The sequence below is a fragment of the Pantoea sp. 22096 genome, assembly GCF_052045955.1.
GTDB lineage: Bacteria > Pseudomonadota > Gammaproteobacteria > Enterobacterales > Enterobacteriaceae > Pantoea > Pantoea alfalfae.
In genome coordinates this window covers 1296197-1320218 of record NZ_JBQEPW010000001.1, presented here as the reverse complement: position 1 = coordinate 1320218, position 24022 = coordinate 1296197, and the positions used below count along the sequence as shown (strand labels likewise).

Annotated in this window: 27 protein-coding genes and 1 other annotated feature; of the genes, 17 read left to right on the top strand and 10 right to left on the bottom strand. The window is 54.6% G+C overall.

Annotated features, from left to right (window positions below; genetic code table 11):
• The first annotated feature begins 36 nt into the window (after window positions 1–36).
• A complete protein-coding gene (osmE, locus tag ACTJKZ_RS06130; protein WP_010245718.1) occupies window positions 37–372 on the top strand; it encodes an osmotically-inducible lipoprotein OsmE in 336 nt (111 codons plus the stop codon).
• Window positions 373–438: 66 nt separating this feature from the next.
• Here osmE and ACTJKZ_RS06125 read toward each other — a convergent pair whose 3' ends face one another.
• From ACTJKZ_RS06125 to hxpB, 6 genes are all read right to left on the bottom strand, one after another.
• Window positions 439–828 carry a DUF6515 family protein gene (locus ACTJKZ_RS06125; protein WP_222924116.1) on the bottom strand — a complete coding sequence of 130 codons (390 nt, stop codon included), beginning with the start codon at window positions 826–828 and terminating at the stop codon, window positions 439–441.
• A gap of 188 nt (window positions 829–1016) precedes the next feature.
• Window positions 1017–2408 carry an L-cystine transporter gene (locus ACTJKZ_RS06120; RefSeq protein WP_161735845.1) on the bottom strand — a complete coding sequence of 464 codons (1392 nt, stop codon included), beginning with the start codon at window positions 2406–2408 and terminating at the stop codon, window positions 1017–1019.
• Between the two features lie 151 nt (window positions 2409–2559).
• Window positions 2560–3150 (bottom strand): metal-dependent hydrolase, encoded by a 591-nt coding sequence (locus tag ACTJKZ_RS06115; protein WP_161735843.1) that lies wholly within the window; start codon window positions 3148–3150, stop codon window positions 2560–2562.
• Window positions 3151–3299: 149 nt separating this feature from the next.
• A complete protein-coding gene (gene kduD, locus ACTJKZ_RS06110) occupies window positions 3300–4061 on the bottom strand; it encodes a 2-dehydro-3-deoxy-D-gluconate 5-dehydrogenase KduD (RefSeq protein ID WP_187484101.1) in 762 nt (253 codons plus the stop codon).
• A gap of 16 nt (window positions 4062–4077) precedes the next feature.
• On the bottom strand, window positions 4078–4914 hold the full coding sequence (gene kduI, locus ACTJKZ_RS06105) for a 5-dehydro-4-deoxy-D-glucuronate isomerase (protein ID WP_440829362.1): 837 nt from the start codon (window positions 4912–4914) through the stop codon (window positions 4078–4080).
• A gap of 176 nt (window positions 4915–5090) precedes the next feature.
• A complete protein-coding gene (gene hxpB / locus ACTJKZ_RS06100) occupies window positions 5091–5759 on the bottom strand; it encodes a hexitol phosphatase HxpB (protein WP_161735839.1) in 669 nt (222 codons plus the stop codon).
• 149 nt (window positions 5760–5908) lie between these two features.
• On the opposite strand from hxpB, the gene ACTJKZ_RS06095 reads away from it, so the two are divergent.
• On the top strand, window positions 5909–6445 hold the full coding sequence (locus ACTJKZ_RS06095; RefSeq protein ID WP_013357676.1) for a YniB family protein: 537 nt from the start codon (window positions 5909–5911) through the stop codon (window positions 6443–6445).
• A 12-nt stretch (window positions 6446–6457) separates the two neighbouring features.
• Here ACTJKZ_RS06095 and ACTJKZ_RS06090 read toward each other — a convergent pair whose 3' ends face one another.
• Both ACTJKZ_RS06090 and ghoS read right to left on the bottom strand, forming a co-directional pair.
• Window positions 6458–7351, bottom strand: coding sequence for a fructosamine kinase family protein (locus tag ACTJKZ_RS06090; RefSeq protein ID WP_222924114.1), 894 nt, complete (start codon window positions 7349–7351; stop codon window positions 6458–6460).
• A gap of 78 nt (window positions 7352–7429) precedes the next feature.
• Complete coding sequence (ghoS, locus tag ACTJKZ_RS06085; RefSeq protein ID WP_222924113.1) at window positions 7430–7750, bottom strand: type V toxin-antitoxin system endoribonuclease antitoxin GhoS; 321 nt, start codon at window positions 7748–7750, stop codon at window positions 7430–7432.
• A 351-nt stretch (window positions 7751–8101) separates the two neighbouring features.
• Between ghoS and ACTJKZ_RS06080 the strand changes: the two genes are divergently transcribed.
• The 15 genes from ACTJKZ_RS06080 (at window position 8102) to ACTJKZ_RS06010 (ending at window position 21928) form a co-directional block, all read left to right on the top strand.
• Window positions 8102–8863: a DUF481 domain-containing protein gene (locus ACTJKZ_RS06080; RefSeq protein ID WP_161735834.1), complete on the top strand. Its 762-nt coding sequence runs from the start codon at window positions 8102–8104 to the stop codon at window positions 8861–8863.
• 248 nt (window positions 8864–9111) lie between these two features.
• Window positions 9112–11040: a threonine--tRNA ligase gene (thrS, locus tag ACTJKZ_RS06075; protein WP_161735832.1), complete on the top strand. Its 1929-nt coding sequence runs from the start codon at window positions 9112–9114 to the stop codon at window positions 11038–11040.
• A gap of 3 nt (window positions 11041–11043) precedes the next feature.
• Window positions 11044–11595 (top strand): translation initiation factor IF-3, encoded by a 552-nt coding sequence (infC, locus tag ACTJKZ_RS06070; RefSeq protein WP_033732471.1) that lies wholly within the window; start codon window positions 11044–11046, stop codon window positions 11593–11595.
• Between the two features lie 99 nt (window positions 11596–11694).
• Window positions 11695–11892 (top strand): 50S ribosomal protein L35, encoded by a 198-nt coding sequence (gene rpmI, locus ACTJKZ_RS06065; protein WP_004157374.1) that lies wholly within the window; start codon window positions 11695–11697, stop codon window positions 11890–11892.
• A 44-nt stretch (window positions 11893–11936) separates the two neighbouring features.
• Entirely contained in the window at window positions 11937–12293 is a 357-nt protein-coding gene (gene rplT / locus ACTJKZ_RS06060; RefSeq protein WP_003853267.1) for a 50S ribosomal protein L20, read from the top strand.
• 117 nt (window positions 12294–12410) lie between these two features.
• Window positions 12411–12536: a sequence feature (Phe leader region), on the top strand.
• On the top strand, window positions 12416–12460 hold the full coding sequence (gene pheM / locus ACTJKZ_RS06055; protein ID WP_106120997.1) for a pheST operon leader peptide PheM: 45 nt from the start codon (window positions 12416–12418) through the stop codon (window positions 12458–12460). (Overlaps the previous feature by 45 nt.)
• A 71-nt stretch (window positions 12537–12607) precedes the next feature.
• On the top strand, window positions 12608–13591 hold the full coding sequence (gene pheS, locus ACTJKZ_RS06050) for a phenylalanine--tRNA ligase subunit alpha (RefSeq protein WP_161735830.1): 984 nt from the start codon (window positions 12608–12610) through the stop codon (window positions 13589–13591).
• A 14-nt stretch (window positions 13592–13605) separates the two neighbouring features.
• Window positions 13606–15993: a phenylalanine--tRNA ligase subunit beta gene (pheT, locus tag ACTJKZ_RS06045; RefSeq protein WP_161735828.1), complete on the top strand. Its 2388-nt coding sequence runs from the start codon at window positions 13606–13608 to the stop codon at window positions 15991–15993.
• 4 nt (window positions 15994–15997) lie between these two features.
• Window positions 15998–16300: an integration host factor subunit alpha gene (gene ihfA / locus ACTJKZ_RS06040; protein ID WP_003853259.1), complete on the top strand. Its 303-nt coding sequence runs from the start codon at window positions 15998–16000 to the stop codon at window positions 16298–16300.
• Window positions 16301–16500: 200 nt separating this feature from the next.
• Window positions 16501–17484 (top strand): vitamin B12 ABC transporter permease BtuC, encoded by a 984-nt coding sequence (btuC, locus tag ACTJKZ_RS06035; RefSeq protein WP_222924112.1) that lies wholly within the window; start codon window positions 16501–16503, stop codon window positions 17482–17484.
• A 50-nt stretch (window positions 17485–17534) separates the two neighbouring features.
• Window positions 17535–18080, top strand: a complete 546-nt coding sequence (locus ACTJKZ_RS06030; RefSeq protein ID WP_222924111.1) for a glutathione peroxidase — start codon at window positions 17535–17537, stop codon at window positions 18078–18080.
• The gene (gene btuD, locus ACTJKZ_RS06025) at window positions 18081–18830 is read left to right on the top strand and encodes a vitamin B12 ABC transporter ATP-binding protein BtuD (protein WP_440829361.1); all 750 of its coding nucleotides are present in this window, start codon (window positions 18081–18083) and stop codon (window positions 18828–18830) included.
• A gap of 68 nt (window positions 18831–18898) precedes the next feature.
• Window positions 18899–19357 (top strand): C40 family peptidase, encoded by a 459-nt coding sequence (locus ACTJKZ_RS06020; RefSeq protein ID WP_013357687.1) that lies wholly within the window; start codon window positions 18899–18901, stop codon window positions 19355–19357.
• Window positions 19358–19650: 293 nt separating this feature from the next.
• Window positions 19651–20397: an EAL domain-containing protein gene (locus tag ACTJKZ_RS06015; protein ID WP_253421744.1), complete on the top strand. Its 747-nt coding sequence runs from the start codon at window positions 19651–19653 to the stop codon at window positions 20395–20397.
• A gap of 79 nt (window positions 20398–20476) precedes the next feature.
• Window positions 20477–21928, top strand: coding sequence for a protein adenylyltransferase SelO (locus ACTJKZ_RS06010; RefSeq protein ID WP_440829360.1), 1452 nt, complete (start codon window positions 20477–20479; stop codon window positions 21926–21928).
• A gap of 7 nt (window positions 21929–21935) precedes the next feature.
• Here ACTJKZ_RS06010 and ACTJKZ_RS06005 read toward each other — a convergent pair whose 3' ends face one another.
• On the bottom strand, window positions 21936–22982 hold the full coding sequence (locus ACTJKZ_RS06005; RefSeq protein ID WP_161735818.1) for a 3-deoxy-7-phosphoheptulonate synthase: 1047 nt from the start codon (window positions 22980–22982) through the stop codon (window positions 21936–21938).
• A gap of 151 nt (window positions 22983–23133) precedes the next feature.
• Window positions 23134–23961 carry a posphoenolpyruvate synthetase regulatory kinase/phosphorylase PpsR gene (ppsR, locus tag ACTJKZ_RS06000; protein ID WP_013357691.1) on the bottom strand — a complete coding sequence of 276 codons (828 nt, stop codon included), beginning with the start codon at window positions 23959–23961 and terminating at the stop codon, window positions 23134–23136.
• Window positions 23962–24022: the final 61 nt, after the last annotated feature.

Sequence of the window (24022 nt, the reverse complement as noted above, 5' to 3'; positions counted from 1 at the left end):
TTGTTTCCACATGGACAATAAATGAGGAACAACAAGATGAATAAAGTGATGGGATGTATCGCTGCGGCGCTGACGCTGGCTGCACTGTCTGGTTGTACGACTTACGATCGTGCTGAAAGCTACGTGACTAAGCCAGTTGTTAAGGATGTTAAAAAAGGTATGACCCGTGATCAGGTTCGTCAGATCGCCGGTACGCCGTCTACTGAAATCACCATGGTTCACGCGCGCGGCACCTGCCAGACTTACGTACTGGGCCAGCGCGACGGTAAAGCACAGACTTACTTCGTGAGCTACAACGATACTGGCCGTGTGATGAACTACGGCTTCCAGAGCTGTGCGGAATATGACACCGATCCGCAGGTTCAGCAGTAACACGTAGCACTCCTGAATAGCAAACGGCCCGTCGTCATGACGGGCCGTTTTTCGTTGTGGCGCGGATTACAATCCTGCCGGACGTGGCACCTCAACATAATCACCGTCTATCTGCCGCTGGTAGTAGTGGCCATCCTGCACATAAAAACGTTTACCATTAAAGTCGAGTACCCGCATTTCATTGCTGACCCGCGACCCGGCTGGCGGTTCGACCACCACATATTCATCCCCGTGACGCTGATAATAACTGCCGTTCAGCAGGTAGTAGGTCAGTCCGCCAATCAGCACCGCGGTAGCGGCTTCAGGTAAAAAACGCACCGGGCCAGGACCGCCCCAGTGGGGGCCGGGTCCGCCATGTCGACCCCATCCACCCGGGCCCCAGTCGCCAGGGTGGGCGAAAGCCAGCGCGGGCGTCAACAGCGCCAGCGTCAGAAGCGAGGCAATAATTTTTTTCATCGGATGTCCTCCTCATAAGACTGGATGCAGAATTCGCTTTTTGCCGGGCAAAGACAAGCATTAAAGCGGCGATTTTTCGCCTGTTTACCATGCTTAACGCTTTCTTAACGGCGTCGCCATCAATGGGGAGGATTATGGAGAGGCAGGGCGGAAATAACCTGGCGCGGGCGCGCCAGGTTTACAGCAGATTAACGATGCGCCAGCTCGGCGTTGTCGTCACTTTCCAGTACGCGCTTATCGGTCAGACCTAACCAGCGGCTGGTCAGGGAACCGGCGGTCATGGAACCGTTAACGTTCAGTGCCGTACGACCCATATCAATCAGCGGCTCAATGGAGATCAGCAGCGCCACCAGGGTGACAGGCAGGCCCATTGCAGGCAGAACAATCAGGGCGGCAAAGGTGGCACCACCGCCGACACCGGCCACGCCTGCGGAGCTCAGCGTCACTATCCCAACCAGGGTGGCAATCCACAGCGGATCAAACGGGTTGATTCCAACCGTTGGCGCAACCATCACGGCCAGCATGGTTGGATAGAGGCCGGCACAGCCATTCTGTCCAATTGTGGCACCAAAGGAGGCCGCGAAGCTGGCAATCGAATCAGGTACGCCCAGACGACGGGTCTGCGTCTCTACGCTCAGTGGAATGCTCGCTGCGCTGGAGCGGCTGGTGAAGGCGAAGGTGATCACCGGCCACACTTTACGGAAGAAGCGCAGCGGGTTGATGCCATTCACCGACAGCAGCAGGGCGTGAACACCAAACATGATGGCCAGACCCAGGTAAGAGGCGACCACAAAGCTGCCCAGCTTGATGATGTCCTGCAGGTTAGAACCGGCAACCACTTTGGTCATCAGCGCCAGCACACCGTAGGGGGTCAGCTTCATTACCAGACGAACCAGCTTCATAACCCACGACTGCAGCGTATCAATTGCGACCAGCACGCGCTGACCTTTCACTTCATCATCTTTCAGCAACTGCAGGGCAGCGACACCCAGGAAGGCGGCAAAGATGACGACGCTGATAATGGAGGTTGGACTGGCGCCGGTCAGATCGGCAAACGGGTTTTTCGGGATAAAGGAGAGCACCAGCTGTGGCACGCTCAGGTCAGAGACCTTGCCGACATAGTTGCTCTGGATCGCACTCAGACGCGCGGTTTCCTGCACACCCTGTACCAGACCTTCCGCGCTCAGACCAAACAGGCCGGTCACGAACACGCCAACCAGCGCCGAAATCGCGGTGGTAAACAGCAGCACACCAATGGTCAGTACGCTGATTTTCCCCAGTGACGAGGCGTTATGCAGACGGGCAACCGCGCTCAGAATTGAAACGAACACCAGCGGCATCACCACCATCTGCAGCAACTGGACATAGCCATTACCGATGATGTTAAACCAGCTGATAGACTCTTTTACCACTGCGCTGTTTTCGCCGTAGATCAACTGCAAAACCAGGCCGAACAGCACGCCGATCACCAGACCGGTCAGCACTTTTTTCGACAGGCTCCAGTTCTGACGGCTGAAGCGGGAGAGTAATACCAGCAGCACCACAAAGGCCACGATATTAAGCGTAAGAGGAAGGTCCATGCTGAAACTCCAGAGTAATGCGGCTTTCCCACCCGGGAAAGCCGCATAATGTTAATCACGAATTAAGACAGCAGGAATGGTAACAGCAGGTGCAGAGGGTGCCTTATATCCAAATGGCATGGTTTATAACTTAATGGTGTTTTGTGCGGATTTATTGCGCAGTATGACTGGAAATTAATCGACTGACGCCATTTTGTAGCGTATCAAACAGCTGAGCCGGCCAGCCGTTTGCACCAAAATATGGCATGCCGACCGGGAACCACAGCGCATAGCCGACCAGTCCCAGACACAATGCCCGCTCAAGCTGGTTTCCTTTCTGACTGCGCAGAATCGGCAGGCGGAAGCGCCAGCGGCAGGGCCATAGCAGCGGAACACCGGCGGGTGTCAGCATATCGGCCACAATATGACTGAGGTAGCCCAGCGTCAGACCCTGCAGTACGTCTGCCGGTATTGGCGACGACTGGGGCAGGTTTATCTGAAAAAGCCATAAACCGGCGGCCACCGCCAGCAGGCTATGGGTAAAGCCCCGATGACCGAACGCGCGCGCAATAGGATGAGAAAGCCAGCGTAGTCGCTGTCCCAGCAAAGATTTGGGGTGATCGATATCGGGCAACAGACATGTCAGTAGGGCTGAGGGAACAAGATGCCACCAGTCGGCCTGCGCCAGTACGGGTGTCAGCTCAGCACGCTTCGCAAAGATAGCGCTGGCAATGGCAAAAATAATGTGGCCTTCGCCCGTCATGATAGAACCTGGTTGCAAAGAAAGCTGTCGATGCATCCAGTATAGGGATTTATCCAGTAAATGAGAACATGTGACGCTGTAACGAAGCATGAATATTTTTAGCAAGGCGGACAGCGATGAAACACTGCCCGCCCGTTCTGCCAGAAAGATTAACGTGCCAGCCAGCCGCCATCTACCGCCAGAGTATAGCCATTCACGTAGTCAGATGCGGAAGAGGCCAGGAAAACTACCGGCCCCATCATGTCATCAGGCACGCCCCAGCGGCCTGCCGGAATACGCCCCAGAATCTCTTCACTACGCGACTCATCATTGCGAAGCTGTTCCGTATTGTTGGTGGCCATGTAACCGGGAGCGATGGCATTGACGTTAATGCCATGTTTTGCCCACTCGTTCGCCATCAGACGGGTCAGACCCATCACGGCACTTTTCGACGCCGTATAAGAGGGCACCCGGATACCGCCCTGGAAGGAGAGCATGGAGGCGATATTGATGATCTTGCCGCCATTACCCTGCGCGATAAACTGACGGGCAACCTGCTGCGACAGGAAAAACAGGCTCTTGCTGTTAAGATTCATCACGTCATCCCAGTCCTGCTCGCTGAAATTCAGTGCGTCCTCACGGCGGATAATGCCGGCATTGTTGACCAGAATGTCAATTTTACCGGCAGCGGCCAGCGCCTGTTCAACCACTGAGGCCACCACGCTGGTCTGCATCAGATCGGCCTGCACCGGCCAGAACCGGCGACCCAGCGCCTCCACTTTACTGTGGGTATCATCCGGGCCATCACGATTAACGCCGACGATATCACAACCCGCCTGGGCCAGGCCCAGCGCCATACCTTGCCCTAAACCGGTATTACAGCCGGTCACCAGCGCGACTTTACCTTCCAGGTTAAACGTACTCAGTACCATGGTATTTCTCCTCTGCTCAGCGCAGTTCACTGATTTTGACGTGGTCCATGTCATCAAAGACCTGATTCTCACCCACCATGCCCCAGATAAAGGTGTAACGCTGGGTGCCGACACCGGCGTGAATTGACCAGCTGGGTGAGATCACCGCCTGCTCGTTGTGTACCAGCAGATGGCGGGTTTGCTGCGGTTGCCCCATCATGTGGAAGACGGCGCACTCTTCGCTCATATCGAAGTAGAAATAGACTTCCATGCGGCGTTCGTGGGTGTGGCAGGGCATGGTGTTCCACAGGCTGCCTTCATCCAGTCTGGTTAAGCCCATGGTGAGCTGGCAGGTGGGCAACACATCCGGCACGATAAATTTGTTAATGGTGCGGCGATTAGAGGTCGCGGCATCACCCAGCGTCGCGGTTGCTGCGTCCTGCAGCGTGATTTTCTTGTCCGGGAAGGTGCTGTGTGCTGGCGCACTGTTGTAATAGAATTTGGCCGGCTGTGCAGGGTTCAGGCTGCGGAACTGCAGGTTGCGCGCACCTTTGCCGATGTAAAGCGCCTCTTCGTGACCGAGCTCCCAGGCTTTACCGTCAATCTCGACCAGACCCGGGCCGCCAATGTTGATCATGCCAAGCTCGCGGCGTTCAAGAAAGTAACTGACGCCCAGCTGTTTTCCCATCTCATCACCGATAATGACTGGCTTATTAACCGGCATCACGCCGCCAATGATGATGCGGTCGATGTGGCTGTAGGTCAGGGTGTAATTGTCAGCGGAAAAAATCGTTTCAATCAGAAACTCGCGGCGCAGCGCGTCAGTGTCGAGTTGTTTAGCGTGATCGCTGTGAATGCTTTGGCGAATGTCCATCTCAGGCCTCTCTGCAGGTCAGGTTATTCATGCCCCGAATGGGGACGCTTCGGGCATCTTAGGCAGAGCGGGAGGGGAATTCAATAAAAATGAAACGTTGTTTTATTTTTTTTGCGGGGTAGATCAACTGGCAGGCGCAGTGGGCAAAAAAAAGCCCGCTATGCGCGGGCTGTTTATTATCCCTGCAGATGCTGCAGGCTAAGCTGTGTCAGATTGTCCAGCCGGACATCCGCCAGCGCCCAGCGCGGATCGTCACGGTGTTCAGCGGCGGGTACCACAATCGACCGCATGCGGGCCGCTTTGGTCGCGATCATGCCATTAAACGAATCTTCCAGCGTGACGCAGTTGAGCGGATCGATCGCAAGGCTGGCGGCGGCGTTGAGATAGACCTGCGGATGGGGCTTGCTGTAGGGCAGCGCTTCTGCTGAAGACAGCACATCAAAATAAGGGCGCAGATTGAAGATTTCCAGCACCTGTTCCAGCATCTTTAGCGGCGATGCGGAGGCCAGGCCGATTTTCAGCCCATGTTCCCGGCACAGTTGCAGTGCCGTTTCCACGCCCGGCAGCAGTGGCCGCGTCTGATCCACCAGCGTCATGGCGCGCGTAATAATCCGCTCAGTGACCTCCTGCTGAGAGGGGCCATGCCACGGCAGCGTTTCGTACCACATCCGCACAGTCTGATCGATACGCAGGCCAAGGGTATCGGGCATTTCACTGCGGCGTGACAGGTCAACGTCCAGCGTTGAAAAGATATCCAGCTCAGCCTGATCCCATAGCGGTTCAGAATCGATCAGTAAGCCATCCATATCAAACAGGGCAGCAAGGACAGGGCGGTGCCAGGCCATCAGCGGTCTCCTTATAAATAAAGTCGGTTTAACCATAACATCATTCTCTGCTGACGCCTGCTTCATCCTATTGACCACGCTTTATTTGGGAAATTTCTCCGTTGGCAGGTAGACTGACGGCAAATTGGATTCCAGGTTCAGGAGATATTATGACCTATCAACAGGCTGGCCGTATCGCCATCCTTAAGCGCGTGGTGGGCTGGGTGCTCTTTTTAGTGGCACTCCTGTCGACCATTATCTCAGTATTGAGCTTTATGTTTAAGCACAGCGAGAAGCAGCCAGGTATTGACGCCGTTATGCTTGATTTCGTGCATGTCATTGTCGATATGCTGCGCTTCAACACGCCGTTCCTGAACGTTTTCTGGCATAACTCGCCGGTACCGGAATTTAATGGTCAGATGAACCTGGGTTTCTGGCTGATCTACATTCTGATTTTTGTCGGACTGGCGCTGGAGTCATCAGGCGCGCGGATGGGACGGCAGGCACGTCACGTCAAAGAGGGCATTGAAGATCAGATGATTCTGGAGCAGGCAAAGGGCAGTGAAGGACGCAGCCGTCAGCAACTGGAAGAGAAGGTGCGCGTTCCTCGCCACACCATCTTCCTGCAGATTTTCCCGCTTTACGTCCTGCCAGTGGTGATTGCGATAGCCGGATATTTTGCGCTGTCGCTGCTGGGCTTTATCTGACCGTGAACGCCGTCAGGCCGGTCTGGCCTGACGGGTGCCGAGCGCATCTTCATCCAGCAACTGGCCAATGGCGAACTGCGCATCGCCAGGCCAGTGTCCGCCAAACACGTTAGCCCGATTCAGCAGATAGTAGAGCTGGTAGACCGGCAGACGCTGCGAAAAACCATCCGGTAGCGGCCACACCGCCTGATAGCCATCGTAAATCTGGCGGGGCAGGTCAGGATACCAGCTCAGCATGGCTAAATCGCACTCACGGTCACCCCAGTAACAGGCCGGATCGAACAGCCAGGGGCCACTGTCACTGCTGGCGCAGTTAGCGGGCCAGAGATCGCCATGCAGCAGCGATGGCTGCGGATGATGTGACGCAAGCACCCGCTGCACGGAGGCGATGATCAGCTCGGTATCCCCGTACTGAATCCCCTTTTCGGCCGCCAGCTGCAGCTGCCAGCCAATGCGCTGTTCGGCAAAAAAGACCGACCAGCGTCGCAGCCAGCTATTAGGCTGGGGCGTGGTGGTGATGTTGTTGTCGAAATCGAGGCCGAACTGCGTCTGTTCGCTCCACTGGTGCAGGTGCGCCAGCTGCTGACCCAGCTGATATGCACGCTGCTCATCAAGCGGCTGTGGCCTGATGTACTCCAGCAAGAGAAAGCTCTCCTCGCGATGATGACCCACACCATACACTTTTGGCACTCGAACCGTGCCGGTGCGCGCCAGCAAGGCAAGCTGGTCGGCTTCCCAGGTAAAAAGCGACAGCATCTCGCGGCTGTTACTTTTGACGAAGACATCGTGGTCACCGTAGCGAATATGCCAGGTGGGATGGATATCACCACCCGCAAGGGCGTGACGTTGAGTGATTTCGGCGTTGCCTAACTGCTCGCTTAACAGACGACTGATGGCTGACCACATAGGGCTATCCTCGTTGTTCGCTGCGTAAGTCCGATGCTGATGCCTGAATATTCACCAAAACCAGCGTGATTGCACCTTTTATTCTGGCGCGGAGGTGGCGGGGCGATGACTGGCAGTGTCCCGCAGATACTCTTCAAAGGTCATGACAGTCACATCCGGTTTCTGACCCAGTGCGTTTTCACCGGCAGCCGCAACCTGCTGTCGCAGATCCTCAGCGTCCAGCGTACTGACGATGCCATAACTGTTCGTGCCCAGTTCATGGGGATGGCCGTTTTCATCAGCCAGCGTGGTGGTGAAACCGGCGGCGGTCATCGCGCTGGTCAGCTCCAGGATGTCACTTAATCCCGACTCCTGATAATGAAAGGTCACGATATAACGGGTTAAGGCCGTATTGCTCATGAGGCACCTCCGGGAAAGAGAAACTGAACTGAGCGTAGACTATGGTGAAAATTCAGGCGAATTATGAAAGAGATGCTAAATGTCTGTCGTGACGCATAACGTAAATCAGTGTCAGGAGCCCTGCCATTGACGTAAAAATCTTTCTGCCGTTACGTCTGGCTTTTCATCTGGGCAGCACTATAATGCGCGACGTTAATAAGATGAGTCCCAATTAACATGGGTTGTCAGGGTGATTCCAGGCATTTTGTGTAAGTTAATAATTTTTTACAAAACTTACCGTAAATTGCATTGAATGCCGGGCAAAACGCTTCAGACTCTCCGTTTTTTAAACAGTCGCACGGATCACATTTAATGAAAGCCTATAACAAGCTGTCTGCTGTTCTTTTGCTCTCCGCCGGAGCGTTTTGTCACCAGGCACTGGCCGATAACGCCGTATTCACCTCAATGGATGACCCTTCCACGGCTAAGAAGCCATTTGAAGGCTCTGCTGCTGCGGGATACCTGGCGCAAACCGGTAACACCACCAGTTCATCAATGACGGCTCAGACCAATATGACCTGGTATCAGTCATCTATGGCCTACAGCTTGTGGGGTAACGCAGCGAACACCTCGTCAAATGATGAACGCTCTTCAGAGACGTACAACATCGGTGGTCGTTCACGCTATAACCTCAACTCCTATGACTACCTGTTTGGGCAGGCGAGCTGGTTAAGCGATCGTTTCAATGGTTATGATTCACGTGACGTGCTGACTGCCGGTTACGGTCGTCAGATTCTGAATGGTCCGGTGCACTCGCTGCGTGCGGAATTGGGTCCGGGTGTGCGTTATGACGATTACCACGCTGGCGGTCATCAGACCAAGGCGCTGGGCTATGGCGCAGTGAGCTATCAGTGGCAGTTGACCGACACCACCAAATTTATTCAGGGCGTATCCGTGCTGAGCAGCTTTGGTGAAGACACCACAGTGAACTCCGAAACCGGCCTACAGGTCGCTATCAATAGCCACTTCGCGCTGAAGCTGGCTTACAACGTCACCTGGAACAACAATCCGGCTGAGTCTGCGCCAGATCGTACCGACACCAAAACCTCAATCATGCTCTCTTACGCAATGTAAGCGCATTTTAAACTGCGGCATGCCTGGCGGTCTGACACTGTGGGTCAGGCCGCTTTTTTTTGTTCGCTCCATGGCTTAGCGAAAAGGGGATGGTTTTTCTCGTCGGCGAAAACTGCTATCATCCGCTACGCACTGCAATCCTGGCGACATTCCGACAATGTGGGTCTGATATCACGCCAGGTCACTCATTTTACATTACGTTGCATGTAAGCTTTCGTGTGGCTTACCACTGCAAATAAGGACATGAAATGCCTGTAATTACGCTTCCTGATGGCAGCCAGCGCGTGTTTGACCGCCCTGTCAGTGTCATGGATATTGCGCTGGACATCGGTCCAGGTCTGGCGAAAGCCTGTATCGCTGGCCGCGTTAACGGTGAACTGGTTGATGCTGTTGATCCCATCACCGACGATGCCGCTGTCGCGATCATTACCGCAAAAGATGAAGCGGGTCTGGAAATTATCCGTCACTCCTGTGCGCACCTGTTAGGGCACGCCATTAAACAGCTGTGGCCGGATACCAAAATGGCGATTGGCCCGGTCATTGATAACGGCTTCTATTATGATGTCGACATCGATCGTACCCTGACCCAGGAAGATATCGACCTGCTGGAAAAACGCATGCATCAGTTGGCTGAAACCAACTACGATGTGGTGAAGAAAAAAGTCAGCTGGCAGGAAGCACGCGACGTCTTTGCGGCGCGCGGCGAAATCTACAAGACCACCATTCTTGATGAAAACATCAGCCATGACGATAAGCCTGGCCTGTATCATCACGAAGAATATGTCGACATGTGCCGCGGTCCGCACGTGCCGAACATGCGGTTCTGCCATCATTTTAAACTGCAGAAGATCTCCGGTGCCTACTGGCGCGGCGACAGCAGCAATAAAATGCTGCAGCGTATTTATGGCACCGCATGGGCCGACAAAAAGCAGCTGGCAGCCTATCTGCAGCGTCTGGAAGAGGCGGCGAAGCGTGACCATCGTAAGATTGGTAAGCAGCTGGATCTCTATCACATGCAGGAAGAAGCCCCCGGTATGGTCTTCTGGCATAATGACGGCTGGACCATCTTCCGCGAGCTGGAAGTGTTTGTCCGCAGCAAATTAAAAGAGTACCAGTACCAGGAAGTTAAAGGTCCGTTCATGATGGACCGTGTCCTGTGGGAAAAAACCGGGCACTGGGAAAACTATAAAGAAGCCATGTTCACCACCTCATCTGAGAACCGTGAATACTGCATCAAACCGATGAACTGTCCTGGACACGTTCAGATCTTTAATCAGGGTCTGAAATCCTACCGTGACCTGCCGCTGCGTATGGCAGAGTTTGGTAGCTGTCACCGTAATGAGCCATCAGGTGCGTTGCACGGTCTGATGCGTGTTCGCGGCTTTACCCAGGATGATGCACACGTCTTCTGTACAGAAGAGCAGGTGCGTGACGAAGTGAACAGCTGTATCCGCATGGTCTATGACATGTACAGCACCTTCGGCTTTGAAAAGATTGTGGTGAAGTTATCCACCCGTCCTGAGAAGCGCATCGGTACAGATGAGATGTGGGATCGTGCCGAGGAAGACCTGGCCGCCGCGCTGAACGAAAACAACATTGAGTTTGAGTTCCAGCCTGGCGAAGGCGCGTTCTACGGCCCTAAAATTGAGTTCACTTTGTACGATTGTCTTGATCGCGCCTGGCAGTGCGGAACAGTTCAGCTAGACTTCTCCCTGCCAAAACGCCTTGAAGCAACCTACGTAGGTGAAAACAACGACCGTCAGACGCCAGTGATGATTCACCGTGCGATTCTGGGATCGATGGAGCGCTTCATCGGTATTCTTACCGAAGAGTTCGCCGGTTTCTTCCCAACCTGGCTGGCACCGCTGCAAGTTGTGGTAATGAATATTACCGACGGACAAGCGGAATATGTTGAGTCTTTGACGCGTAAGCTGCAGAATGCTGGCATTCGTGTGAAGGCAGACTTGAGAAATGAGAAGATAGGCTTTAAAATCCGCGAGCACACACTACGTCGCGTCCCTTATATGTTGGTCTGCGGTGATAAAGAGGTGGAATCAGGCAAAGTTGCCGTTCGCACCCGCCGTGGTAAAGACCTGGGAACGATGGATGTCGATCTGTTTGTTGAGAAGTTGCAACAAGAGGTTCGCAGCCGAAATCTTCACCAATTGGAGGAATAAAGTATTAAAGGCGGAAAACGAGTACTACCGACGCGTCCGAACAAAATTAACAGTGAAATCCGCGCAACTGAAGTGCGCTTAACGGGCATGGATGGCGAGCCGATTGGCATTGTCACATTACGCGAAGCTCTGGAAAAAGCCGAGGAAGCGGGCGGCGACTTAGTCGAAATCAGCCCGAATGCCGAACCGCCGGTCTGCCGTATTATGGATTACGGCAAGTTCCTCTATGAAAAAAGCAAATCTTCTAAGGAACAGAAGAAGAAGCAAAAAGTTATTCAGGTTAAGGAAATCAAATTCCGTCCTGGAACCGATGATGGCGACTATCAGGTCAAACTACGCAACCTGATTCGCTTTCTGGAAGATGGCGATAAAGCCAAAATCACGCTCCGCTTCCGCGGTCGTGAGATGGCGCACCAGCAGATCGGTATGGAAGTGCTTAACCGCGTCCGTAAAGACCTGTGTGAAGATCTGGATTTGGCCATTGTCGAATCCTTCCCTTCGAAGATCGAAGGCCGCCAGATGATCATGGTGCTCGCTCCTAAGAAGAAACAGTAGGCTTTCAAGTAGCAATAGCCGCGCAGCGTTCGCGCCGTGCGGTTATCTGTTCGCCTGTCTGGGTCATGTTATTAACAATGCGAAGTGGATATTTTTAAAATGCCAAAGATTAAAACTGTACGTGGCGCGGCTAAGCGCTTCAAGAAGACCGCTTCTGGCGGCTTCAAGCGTAAACACGCAAACCTGCGTCATATTCTGACTAAAAAATCTACTAAGCGTAAACGTCACCTGCGCCCTAAAGGCATGGTGTCAAAAGGCGATCTGGGTCTGGTTATTGCCTGCCTGCCGTACGCATAAGTAAATTTTTTTCATTAATTCAGAATATTAAACAGGAGAGCTAAATGGCTCGTGTAAAACGTGGTGTAGTTGCTCGCGCACGTCACAAAAAAATCTTAAAACAAGCTAAAGGTTATTACGGTGCACGTTCACGTGTTTACCGTGTTGCTTTCCAGGCTGTTATCAAAGCTGGTCAGTATGCTTACCGTGACCGTCGTCAGCGTAAGCGTCAGTTCCGTCAGCTGTGGATCGCGCGTATCAACGCAGCGGCACGTCAGAACGGCATGTCTTACAGCCGTTTCATCAATGGTCTGAAAAAAGCAGCCATTGAGATCGACCGTAAGATCCTGGCCGACATCGCAGTATTCGACAAAGTGGCATTCTCTGCACTGGTCGAAAAAGCGAAATCAGCCCTGGCGTAAGTCAGATGAAAAAGGGAGCTTGCTCCCTTTTTTATTGCCTGTAACCTACGCAAAAGATTGACATTTTCGTCGCAGAGCTTTTCAATAGACCCCCTGTATCGCATGACAAGGTAACCGCAAGCATGAATGCTGCTATTTTCCGTTTCTTTTTTTACTTTAGCGCCTGACATTCGGGGGCTTTTGCGCATAAGAGAAGAAACGAAAAACCGCGCTAAAAGCCTCCCTCGTGGAGGCTTTTTTGTTTCTGGCGCTAGCATATTGGACCGGCAGGTCCCAACGAGAACTGACCAGCCTGACTGGAAAAAGAGGAAATTATGTCCCAACTCGCAGAACTGGTGGCCAGCGCCACGGCGGCCATCGACGGGGCGACGGATATCGCCGCCCTTGACGCGGTGCGCGTCGAATACCTGGGTAAGAAAGGACATCTGACACTGCAGATGACGACGTTACGCGAGCTGCCAGCAGAAGAGCGTCCTGCAGCAGGTGCGGTAATCAACGAAGCGAAGCAGCAGGTCACTGAGCGCCTGAATGCACGCAAAGATGCCCTGGAATCCGCCGTGCTGAATGCCCGTCTTGCGGAAGAGACCATTGATGTCTCGCTGCCGGGTCGCCGTATTGAGAATGGCGGTCTGCATCCGGTCACCCGCACCATGGATCGCATTGAGACTTTCTTTGGCGAGTTAGGCTTTGGCGTGGTAACAGGGCCGGAAATTGAAGATGATTATCATAACTTCGATGCGCTGAATATTCCTGCGCACCACCCGGCACGTGCCGATCACGACACCTTCTGGTTCGACGCCACGCGTCTGCTGCGTACTCAGACCTCTGGCGTGCAGATCCGCACCATGCAGGCTCAGCAGCCGCCTATCCGCATTATTGCGCCAGGCCGCGTCTACCGTAACGATTACGACCAGACTCACACGCCGATGTTCCATCAGATGGAAGGGCTGATCGTTGATAAAAACATCAGCTTTACCAACCTGAAAGGCACGCTGCACGATTTCCTGAACAACTTCTTCGAAGAAGATTTACAGATTCGTTTCCGTCCTTCTTACTTCCCGTTCACTGAGCCATCGGCAGAAGTGGATGTTATGGGTAAAAACGGCAAGTGGCTGGAAGTGCTGGGTTGCGGCATGGTGCACCCTAACGTGCTGCGCAATGTCGGCATCGATCCGGAAGTTTACTCTGGTTTCGCCTTTGGTATGGGCATGGAGCGTCTGACCATGTTGCGCTATGGCGTGACTGACCTGCGTGCTTTCTTCGAAAATGATTTACGTTTCCTCAAACAATTTAAGTAAGGGCAGGATATCCAATGAAATTCAGTGAACTCTGGTTACGCGAATGGGTAAATCCAGCCCTGGACAGCGCTGCGCTGTCTGAACAAATTACTATGGCCGGTCTGGAAGTGGACGGGGTTGAGCCGGTTGCCGGTGCGTTCCACGGCGTTGTGGTCGGTGAAGTAGTCGAGTGCGGCCAGCACCCTAATGCCGACAAGCTGCGTGTCACCAAAATCAACGTGGGCGGCGATCGCCTGCTGGATATCGTCTGTGGCGCGCCGAACTGCCGTCAGGGACTGAAAGTCGCCGTCGCGACCGTAGGCGCTGTGCTGCCAGGTGATTTCAAAATCAAAGCGGCCAAACTGCGTGGCGAGCCCTCTGAAGGAATGCTCTGCTCGTTCTCTGAGCTGGGTATTTCCGACGATCACAACGGCATCATCGAACTGCCTTCGGATGCGCCGGTTGGCACCGATATCCGCGCTTATCTGCAGCTGGACGACAACACTATCGAAATCAGCGTTACGCCTAACCGCGCCGACTGTCTGGGTCTGATCGGTATCGCCCGTGATGTTGCCGTGCTCAACGGCCTGCCGCTGAACGTACCGGAGATGCAGCCGGTCGCGGCGACGCTTAACGACACGTTCCCGATTCAGGTTGACGCGGCAGAAGCCTGCCCGCGCTATCTGGGCCGCGTCGTGAAAGGGATTAACGTTAAGGCTGCTACGCCACTGTGGATGAAAGAGAAGCTGCGTCGCTGCGGCATTCGCTCTATCGATCCGGTCGTCGATATCACCAACTACGTTCTGCTGGAGCTGGGTCAGCCGATGCACGCCTTCGACCTTGACCGTGTTGATGGCGGTATCGTGGTGCGTATGGCGAAAGAGGGCGAAAAGCTGACGCTGCTGGATGGTACGGAAGCCGCCCTGCAGAGTGATACTTTAGTGATCGCCGATCATCATAAAGCGCTGGCGATGGCCGGTATCTTTGGTGGTGAACATTCGGGTGTGAACGGCGAAACGCAGAACATCCTGTTTGAGTGTGCTTATTTCGATCCGCTCTCTATCACTGGTCGCGCTCGTCGTCACGGTCTGCATACCGACGCATCACATCGCTACGAGCGTGGCGTTGACCCGGCACTGCAACACGTTGCGCTGGAGCGTGCCACTCAGCTGCTGCTGTCTGTCTGCGGCGGTGAAGCGGGCCCGATTATCGATCAGACTCATCAGTCAGCGCTGCCTGTACCCGCCACGATCACGCTGCGTCGCGAAAAGCTGGATCGTCTGATTGGTCACGTGATTGCAGATGAGCAGGTTACCGACATTCTGACGCGTCTCGGCTGTGACGTGACTGTAGGTGAAGGGCAGTGGCAGGCCGTCGCACCGAGCTGGCGCTTCGATATGGCCATTGAAGAAGATCTGGTCGAAGAAGTGGCCCGTATTTATGGCTACAACAATATTCCTGATGTGCCGGTACAGGCGGGTCTGGTGATGACCCATCACCGTGAAGCGGATCTGTCGCTGAAACGCGCCAAAAACCTGCTGGTAGATAAAGGTTATCAGGAAGCAATTACTTATAGTTTCGTTGATCCGAAAATCCAGCAGCTGCTGCATCCAGGTGAAGAGGCGCTGCTACTGCCAAGCCCGATCTCCAGCGATATGTCGACAATGCGTCTGTCACTCTGGACCGGTCTGCTCAGTGCGGTGGTTTACAACCAGAACCGTCAGCAGAGCCGTGTACGTCTGTTTGAGAGCGGCTTACGCTTTGTGCCAGATACGCAGGCGGATTTGGGCATTCGTCAGGATCTTATGCTGGCTGGCGTCATCAGCGGCAACCGCGTTGAAGAGCACTGGGATCTGGCGCGTCAGACAGTTGACTTCTATGATTTGAAAGGCGATTTAGAGTCGCTGCTCGATTTAACCGGCAAACTGGATGAGATCAGCTTCCGGGCTGAGGCGAATCCGGGGTTGCATCCAGGACAGAGCGCGGCGATTTATTTACGTGATGAACATATCGGATTTATCGGCGTTGTTCATCCTGAGCTGGAACGTAAGCTTGATCTCAATGGCCGCACCTTAGTCTTTGAACTGCTTTGGAATAAGGTCGCAGACCGCGTCCTGCCTGACGCGCGCGAGATTTCTCGCTTCCCGGCGAACCGCCGTGATATTGCCGTTGTAGTGGCTGAAAACGTCCCTGCAGCAGATATCATTGCGGAGTGTAAGAAAGTTGGCGTAAATCAGGTAGTTGGCGTAAACTTGTTTGACGTGTACCGCGGTAAGGGCGTTTCTGAGGGCTTCAAGAGCCTCGCAATCAGCCTGATTTTGCAGGATACCAGCCGGACACTCGAAGAAGAGGAGATTGCCGCGACCGTTGGCAAATGCGTTGCGGCATTAAAAGAGCGATTCCAGGCAACCTTGAGGGATTGAACCTATGGCGCTTACAAAAGCTGAGATGTCAGAGTACCTGTTTGAGAAACTCGGGCTGAGCAAACGCGATGCCAAAGAGTTAGTAGAGCTGTTTTTCGAAGAGGTACGTCGCGCTTTGGAAAATGGAGAACAGGTAAAACTGTCTGGGTTTGGTAATTTTGACCTGCGTGACAAGAACCAGCGTCCTGGCAGAAACCCGAAAACGGGTGAAGATATTCCGATTACTGCGCGTCGCGTAGTAACGTTCCGCCCAGGACAGAAGCTGAAAAGCCGCGTAGAGAACGCTACACCCAAAGAGACTGACTGAATTTCAGCGTTTCAAAAAGGCCGCGCAAGCGGCCTTTTTTCATGGTTCCGGTAAGCAGCTTTCAGGGTTTCAGTAAGCCAGGATCCCGCTTCCCGCGCCCGTCAATGCCCACACCAGCCTGGCGCAGAGCCCCTTTCAGCCTTTCTTTTTTCACCAATCTCTCTACAATCAAATCACTGTTTTCTCAGCTAATCCCGCTTATGTCTCTGCTCGACACGTTCGCACGCCAGGCCGGTCAACGCGGCCAGAAGTGGCTGATTGCGCTCGCCCTTATGCTCGCTGCACTGCTTTGTCTCAGCCTCTGTGCTGGAGACAGCTGGGTCGCGCCCTCTGCGTGGTTCAGCGATAGCGGACAGCTCTTTGTGTGGCAATTGCGGCTGCCCCGCAGTCTGGCTGTCGTCCTGGTGGGCGCGTCACTGGCGGTATGCGGCGTGGTGATGCAGGCGCTGTTTACCAATCCCCTGGCGGAGCCGGGCCTGCTCGGCGTTTCGAATGGTGCCGGTATCGGCCTGGTGCTCGGCATGCTGCTGGGCAGCGGCTCGCTGTGGAGCCTTGGGCTGGCGGCGATGGCCGGCGCGCTGATTATTACGCTAATCCTGCTGCATTTTGCTCATCGTCAGCTCTCGGTCACCCGGCTGTTGCTGACCGGCGTGGCGCTGGGGATTATCTGCAGTGCCATCATGACCTGGGCGGTTTACTTCAGCACCAGCCTCGATCTGCGTCAGCTGATGTACTGGATGATGGGGGGATTCAGCGGCATTGACTGGCGCTATGGCTGGATGATGCTGGCACTGCTGCCGGTGATGCTGGCGCTGGGGGCGACCGGGCCGATTCTCAATCTGCTGGCTCTGGGCGAGACCTCCGCCCGTCAGCTCGGGCTGTCACTCTTCTACTGGCGTAACCTGCTGGTGCTGGCCATGGGCTGGCTGGTCGGCATCAGCGTCGCGATGGCCGGCGCTATCGGCTTTGTCGGGCTGGTCATCCCGCATCTGCTGCGCCTGAGCGGCATCAGCGATCACCGCTATCTGCTGCCGGCATCGGCATTGGCGGGCGCGGCGGTGCTTCTGGCAGCCGATATCGTGGCGCGTCTGGCACTGACGTCAGCGGAGTTGCCGATAGGCGTCGTGACGGCGACACTGGGCGCGCCACTGTTTATTATTTTACTGGTGAAATCTTCGCGCTAGCTTCGGCTGGCTACTCTGTATCCACAACCGCATCCATTACAGGAAAAAGCATGAACATTTATGAGACTGAACTGGTTACGCTCGACGGGGAAAAAACCACGCTGTTAAAGTGGCAGGGCAAAGTCCTGCTGGTCGTCAACGTTGCCTCGAAATGTGGTCTGACGCCGCAATACGAAGAGCTGGAGAACCTGCAGAAAGCCTGGCAGGATCAGGGTTTCAGCGTACTCGGCTTCCCCTGCAATCAGTTTCTGGAGCAGGAACCGGGCAGCAGTGAGGAGATCAAAACCTTCTGCAGTACCACCTATGGCGTGACGTTCCCGATGTTTGCCAAAACCGAGGTTAATGGCCCGGCGCGTCATCCGCTCTATGCACAGCTGATTGCGGCCCGACCTGACGCGGTGCGTCCTGAAGGCAGCGGCTTTTACGCGCGTATGGAAAGTAAAGGACGCGCGCCGAAAGAGCAGGGCGACATCCTGTGGAACTTTGAAAAGTTCCTGATTGGTCGTGACGGCAGTGTGATCCAGCGTTTTGCACCAGACATGACGCCGGAAGATCCCATCATTCTGGAAACGATTAAACAGGCGCTGGCAAAATAGATGCTGTTGCGCCTGCAACAGGCCGCCGTCCCCGGACGGCTGCTGCCCCTGACCGGCGAACTTGCCGCCGGTCAGTTGCTGCACATTGCAGGCCCGAACGGAGCCGGTAAAAGTACCTTACTGAGTGTCATTGCGGGGCTGCAATCCGCCTCTGGCAGGGTGTTGCTGGATGAACAGCTGCTAAGTAACTGGAACGGTGCGGCACTGTCCAAGGTGCGCGGCTGGCTGCCACAGCAACAGGCACCCCTGAGTCAGATGCCGATCTGGCACTATCTGCGTCTTCATCTTAAATCGGCGGGGCCGCAGGCCGATGCCCGTCTCAGCATGCTGCTGCAGCGGCTTCAGCTGCAGGATAAGTTATCGCGTTCACTGACCCGGCTCTCCGGCGGGGAATGGCAGCGCGTCCGGCTGGCAGCCGTCTGTGCTCAGATTGATCCTCACATCAATCCTCACGGGCGGCTGCTGATCCTTGATGAGCCGTTGACGGCGCTGGATATCGCACAGCAAAAAGCGGTGGACGATTTGATTGCAGCGCTGTGCGCGTCGGGGATCAGCGTAATCGCCAGCAGTCACGATCTTAACCACAGCCTGCAACAGGCAGACAGGGTCTGGCTGATGGATAGCGGGCAGGTGATCGCGCAGGGCGAACCTTCAAAGGTTCTGACGCCGCAGCGCCTGACACCGCTCTACCAGATTGCATTCCGGCAGATTGAGCTTGAAGGACGCACGCTGCTGACCGTTCTGCCCTGATACTTGCTACCTGGCGGGCTTTACCGCTACATTATGCCGGTTGCAACTTCTGATAAGGACATTTGGCGATGCGCCTGGGTTTGCTGATTTTAGTTCTGCTGCTGACGGGATGCAGTCATCACGCTCCGCCGATTAATGGTCGTCTTTCCGATTCAATCACCGTGATAGCGGAACTGAACGATCAGCTCGGTCACTGGCGCGGTACCCCTTATCGTTATGGCGGCATGAGTCGTAACGGTGTTGACTGCTCCGGCTTTGTCTATCTGACCTTCCGCGATAAATTTGCACTGCAACTGCCGCGCACCACCTCAGCCCAAAGCGATATTGGCACCCGCATCAGCAAAGATGAACTGCTGCCAGGCGATCTGGTCTTTTTCAAAACCGGACGCGGTGAAAATGGCCTGCATGTGGGCATCTATGATACCGATAACGCTTTTATCCACGCCTCGACGAGTCAGGGCGTCATTCGCTCCTCACTCGACAATGTCTACTGGCGAAAAGTGTTCTGGCAGGCTCGCCGTATTTAACAGCAGGTTTGCGAAATCAGACTTAAGTCCAATTTAAAATAGAGTTAAAACAAAGGGTAAAAGTTTTATTTTAAATGAACGTTTAGCGTGAGGATTTAATAAAAAGAATAATGGCTGATTTAATTCCACTAATAACCGGTGTTTTATCACCTTTATTTGGCTTAAGCGTGATCGGCTGTTGTCAAACGGCAATGGAAGCGTAAAGAAGGTCGTCTCTTCAATGATTTGGCACTATTGCCTGCAGCTGACCATTACTATACGATATCAACATCGCCGCATATTCTGGCATTAAAATGAAAATTCATCTCTCGGCCGACTATCAGTCGGAAATCTGGTTTTATCCTGTCTGTGATGTTGACGGACGGTTGACCGCTGTCGAGCTGGTTACGCAGTTTGTGCATGAAAGTGCGCCCATCACCCTGCCACAGGATCTGCTGCTTCCCCAGCTTGACGAGTCGCAGCAGTTGCGCCTGCTGCAAAGCCAGATTGGATTGCTGGAGCAGAATCGCGGATTATTTGAAACGCATTCCGTGTCAGCCTTTATCCGTATTGATGAAGGCATGGCCCGGACGCTGCTTGCCAGTGAATTAGTCATGCGCAAAATAAAACAGCTGCCGTTCATTCTCCTGAATATCACTGAAACGTTTCCGCAACTTAAGCTGGGCAACAATAATCCGCTGCTGGCGAGCCTGCATGCTGAGTTTAATTTAGCACTTTCACATTTTGGCGCGGGCAAAACACCCTCTAATGCGGTCTACGATAATTTATTCAGCTGCATCTGTCTCGACAAAGAGTTTATTCACTCCCTGGCAAAGCGCGCATCATTCGTGCCGTTTATTCAGAGCATTATTGATAATTTCCGCACGCATTGTGACCGCCTTATTATTTGCGGCATTGACGATGAAGTGCTGTTCGAAAAAGTGAGTCAGCTGAATGGCGCTGAGTTTCAGGGTTCACTCTTCCCGGTGGTAAAATCTGATGCGCTGCATTCGCTGCTCTGTGCCGACGAGCGCATGCCATCTTCTCAGCATCCTGGCTGACCTGACCTGTTAATCCCCGGCATCAGCGTTACACTAAAGGACTAACCTACGTATCGCTGAGTATCGCATGGGAGAAACAATGTCCTCAGGCAAGGCCTCTTTTGACAACACCTGGTTCCGTGAGCTTTCCGGGTGTTATACCGCGCTGAACCCCACGCCGCTGGCAGGCGGACGTCTGCTGTATCACAACGCACCGCTTGCAACCTCAATGGGGCTGGATAGTGCGCTTTTTGAGGGTCACGGTCACGATGTGTGGCACGGTGCGGCACTGCTGCCCGGCATGCAGCCGCTGGCGCAGGTCTACAGTGGCCATCAGTTTGGTGTCTGGGCGGGTCAGCTCGGTGACGGGCGCGGTATCCTGCTGGGTGAACAGCGTCTGGATGATGGCAGCAAACTTGACTGGCATCTCAAGGGTGCAGGCCTGACGCCTTATTCCCGCATGGGCGATGGTCGTGCCGTCATTCGCTCCAGCGTCCGGGAGTTTCTCGCCTCGGAAGCGCTGCACCATCTGGGCATCCCCACCACGCGCGCACTCACTCTGTCGATAGGCGATGAGCCGGTCTACCGCGAAACCACTGAACGTGGCGCGATGCTGATGCGCATTTCACCGAGCCACCTGCGTTTCGGTCATTTCGAGCATTTCTTTTACAGCCAGCAGCAGGAGAAAGTACAGCAACTGGCCGACTACGCCATTCGCCATCACTGGCCGCATCTGGAAGGAGAAGCGGACCGTTATCAACAGTGGTTTGCCGACATTGTGTTACGCACGGCTCGCCTGATTGCGCTGTGGCAGAGCGTGGGCTTTGCGCATGGCGTCATGAATACTGACAATATGTCGATCCTTGGCCTGACTATCGACTATGGCCCGTATGGTTTTCTGGATGATTATCAGCCTCACTTTATCTGTAATCACAGCGACTATCAGGGGCGCTACAGCTTTGAAAATCAGCCGATGATTGGCATGTGGAATCTTAACCGTCTGGCACATGCGCTGTCGGGGCTGCTGACCACTGAGCAGTTGCGAACGGCGCTGAGCGCCTATGAACCTGAACTGATGCGGGTCTGGGGTGAAAGGATGCGGGCAAAACTCGGCCTGCTGACACAACAGAGCAGCGACAATCAGATTCTGACCGATCTGCTGGCGCTGATGATGCAGGAGCACAGTGATTACACCCTGACGTTCAGACTGCTGAGTGAGACCCGGCAGACTGAACGTCGCTCACCGCTGCGCGACGAGTTCATCGATCGTGAGGCGTTTGATAGCTGGTATCAGCGCTACCGCAGCCGTCTGATGGACGAGCAGGTCAGCGATGCGGAGCGTCAGGCTGTGATGAAGGCGGCCAATCCGGCGGTGATTCTGCGCAACTATCTGGCACAGCAGGTAATTGAAGAGGCGGAGCGGGGCGAGCAGGGTGCGCTGGCTCGTCTGCATCAGGCGTTACAGCAACCCTTTAGCGATGAAACAGCCGCTGAGTATCGTCAGCGGCCGCCAGACTGGGGCAAAACCTTAGAGGTCAGCTGCTCCAGCTAATCGGAACTCAGAGGCGGTGCGAAACCGCCTCGGCCAGCAGGGCGAGCACCTGTTCGCTCTCCTGCCAGCCGAGGCAGGGATCGGTAATCGACTTGCCGTAAACCAGCGGTTCGCCGCTCACCACTTTCTGATTGCCTTCTTCCAGGAAGCTTTCAATCATCACACCGGCAACGGCCCGCGATCCTGATTTAATCTGCTCTGCCACCTCTGCCGCCACATCCATCTGACGACGATGCTGCTTCAGGCAGTTGCCGTGACTGAAATCGATCACCAGCTGCTGCGGCAGATTAAATGCCCCCAGACTCTCCGCGGCGGCGGCGACATCACTGGCATGATAGTTTGGCTGTTTGCCGCCTCGCAGGATCACATGACCATGCGGGTTGCCACTGGTCTGATAGATAGTCATCTGGCCCAGTTTATCCGGCGACAGGAACATGTGGCTCGCGCGTGCGGCGCGAATTGCATCTACCGCGATCTGCACGTTTCCATCAGTGCCGTTTTTAAAGCCGACCGGGCAGGAGAGGGCCGAGGCCATTTCACGATGGATCTGGCTTTCGGTGGTACGTGCGCCAATCGCGCCCCAGCTGATCAGATCGGCAATAAACTGTCCGATCACCATATCCAGAAACTCCGTGGCAGTGGGCAGGCCCAGCGCGTTGATATCAATCAGAAGCTTGCGGGCAATGCCGATGCCCCGGTTCACATCGTAGCTGCCATCCAGGTCCGGATCGGAGATTAAACCTTTCCAGCCGACAACGGTGCGTGGCTTCTCGAAGTAGGCACGCATTACAATCTCCAGCCGATCTTCATAGCGGCTGCGCAACGCGTTCAGACGCGCAGCATACTCCAGGGCCGCTTTCGGGTCGTGCAGCGAGCAGGGGCCAATCACCACTAGCAGGCGGGGATCTTCACCCGTCAATATACGGGCGATACGTTTACGGGCAGCGGTGACGTTGTCGGCAATCGCCGCGGAGACAGGATGTTCAGCCGCCAGGCTGGCGGGGGTAATCAGACTACCAATGCGTGCGGTACGCAGTTCGTCGGTTTTGTTCATGAGTATCTCGAAAAGGGTTCTTCGCAGCGGTGGAATACCGGGAAGTGATGGTGGTCACAATAAACCATTAGTCTGCGAATTCAACCCGTGATTTGATAATGAAATCAAAACCCACGGCAGCGGCGCTTTACATCTTCGATCTGATTTCCCTTCAATACATGCGGCGTGTCAGGCCCATAATGTCGAGAATTTTGGTAGCGATCTCTTCGACCGAGTAGTTGGTGCTGTTGAGATAGCGGATTTGATGGGTGCGGAACAGCGCTTCCACTTCGCCTACTTCCAGCCGGCACTGACGCATTGAGGCGTAACGGGTATTTTCCGCCCGCTCCTGCCGTATTGCTGCCAGGCGTTCCGGATCGATGGTCAGCCCGAAGAGTTTATTCTGGTGGGCGCGCAGCGCGGGCGGCAGTTTAAGATTATCCATATCGTCGGCAATAAACGGGTAGTTGGCGGCACGAATACCAAACTGCATCGCCAGATAGAGGCTGGTGGGTGTTTTGCCACAGCGCGAGACGCCTAACAGAATCACCTGCGCATCCTCCAGCCCGCGCAGCGAGATGCCGTCATCATGTGCCAGGGCGTAATCGATCGCCGCAATACGCGCGTCATATTTCCCCAGATTACTGGCGTCCAGTCCGTGGGTACGATGTGCCACTGGCGCTGGCGATAAGCCCAGTTCCTGCTGAAGAGGTGCCACCAGCGCTTGCACGATATCCTGACAAAAACCCTCACTCTGCACGATAATGTCGCGCACCTCGGGTGTGACAATGGAGAAGAACACCAGCGGCCGTACGCCGCTCTGCTGATAGAGTGCGTTAATCTGGGCTTTAACCGCCAGCGCCCGCTGGACGTTTTCCACAAATGGCAACGTCAGGCTGGTGATATTGACTGGAAACTGCGACAGCACCGCATGGCCCAGGACTTCAGCTGTAATCGCTGTACCATCGGAGATATAGAAAACGCTTCTGTCAGTTGTCATAATGAATTCTGCCTCAGCCAGGAGTGAGCCATCAGCATGCGCGATGCGACTTAATAAATCA

Excerpts from the sequence above, each read along its gene's own strand:
- ACTJKZ_RS06005 (WP_161735818.1), bottom strand. The coding sequence starts at position 22,982 with ATGAACAAAACCGACGAACTGCGTACCGCACGCATTGGTAGTCTGATT.
- pheT (WP_161735828.1), top strand. The coding sequence starts at position 13,606 with ATGAAATTCAGTGAACTCTGGTTACGCGAATGGGTAAATCCAGCCCTG.
- ACTJKZ_RS06020 (WP_013357687.1), top strand. The coding sequence starts at position 18,899 with ATGCGCCTGGGTTTGCTGATTTTAGTTCTGCTGCTGACGGGATGCAGT.
- ACTJKZ_RS06090 (WP_222924114.1), bottom strand. The coding sequence starts at position 7,351 with ATGTGGTCAGCCATCAGTCGTCTGTTAAGCGAGCAGTTAGGCAACGCC.
- ACTJKZ_RS06120 (WP_161735845.1), bottom strand. The coding sequence starts at position 2,408 with ATGGACCTTCCTCTTACGCTTAATATCGTGGCCTTTGTGGTGCTGCTG.
- thrS (WP_161735832.1), top strand. The coding sequence starts at position 9,112 with ATGCCTGTAATTACGCTTCCTGATGGCAGCCAGCGCGTGTTTGACCGC.
- ACTJKZ_RS06095 (WP_013357676.1), top strand. The coding sequence starts at position 5,909 with ATGACCTATCAACAGGCTGGCCGTATCGCCATCCTTAAGCGCGTGGTG.
- ACTJKZ_RS06010 (WP_440829360.1), top strand. The coding sequence starts at position 20,477 with ATGTCCTCAGGCAAGGCCTCTTTTGACAACACCTGGTTCCGTGAGCTT.
- pheS (WP_161735830.1), top strand. The coding sequence starts at position 12,608 with ATGTCCCAACTCGCAGAACTGGTGGCCAGCGCCACGGCGGCCATCGAC.
- ACTJKZ_RS06125 (WP_222924116.1), bottom strand. The coding sequence starts at position 828 with ATGAAAAAAATTATTGCCTCGCTTCTGACGCTGGCGCTGTTGACGCCC.
- btuC (WP_222924112.1), top strand. The coding sequence starts at position 16,501 with ATGTCTCTGCTCGACACGTTCGCACGCCAGGCCGGTCAACGCGGCCAG.
- rpmI (WP_004157374.1), top strand. The coding sequence starts at position 11,695 with ATGCCAAAGATTAAAACTGTACGTGGCGCGGCTAAGCGCTTCAAGAAG.
- ACTJKZ_RS06080 (WP_161735834.1), top strand. The coding sequence starts at position 8,102 with ATGAAAGCCTATAACAAGCTGTCTGCTGTTCTTTTGCTCTCCGCCGGA.
- osmE (WP_010245718.1), top strand. The coding sequence starts at position 37 with ATGAATAAAGTGATGGGATGTATCGCTGCGGCGCTGACGCTGGCTGCA.
- ihfA (WP_003853259.1), top strand. The coding sequence starts at position 15,998 with ATGGCGCTTACAAAAGCTGAGATGTCAGAGTACCTGTTTGAGAAACTC.
- ACTJKZ_RS06115 (WP_161735843.1), bottom strand. The coding sequence starts at position 3,150 with ATGACGGGCGAAGGCCACATTATTTTTGCCATTGCCAGCGCTATCTTT.
- ppsR (WP_013357691.1), bottom strand. The coding sequence starts at position 23,961 with ATGACAACTGACAGAAGCGTTTTCTATATCTCCGATGGTACAGCGATT.
- rplT (WP_003853267.1), top strand. The coding sequence starts at position 11,937 with ATGGCTCGTGTAAAACGTGGTGTAGTTGCTCGCGCACGTCACAAAAAA.
- hxpB (WP_161735839.1), bottom strand. The coding sequence starts at position 5,759 with ATGGCCTGGCACCGCCCTGTCCTTGCTGCCCTGTTTGATATGGATGGC.
- kduD (WP_187484101.1), bottom strand. The coding sequence starts at position 4,061 with ATGGTACTGAGTACGTTTAACCTGGAAGGTAAAGTCGCGCTGGTGACC.
- ghoS (WP_222924113.1), bottom strand. The coding sequence starts at position 7,750 with ATGAGCAATACGGCCTTAACCCGTTATATCGTGACCTTTCATTATCAG.
- ACTJKZ_RS06030 (WP_222924111.1), top strand. The coding sequence starts at position 17,535 with ATGAACATTTATGAGACTGAACTGGTTACGCTCGACGGGGAAAAAACC.
- kduI (WP_440829362.1), bottom strand. The coding sequence starts at position 4,914 with ATGGACATTCGCCAAAGCATTCACAGCGATCACGCTAAACAACTCGAC.
- btuD (WP_440829361.1), top strand. The coding sequence starts at position 18,081 with ATGCTGTTGCGCCTGCAACAGGCCGCCGTCCCCGGACGGCTGCTGCCC.
- ACTJKZ_RS06015 (WP_253421744.1), top strand. The coding sequence starts at position 19,651 with ATGAAAATTCATCTCTCGGCCGACTATCAGTCGGAAATCTGGTTTTAT.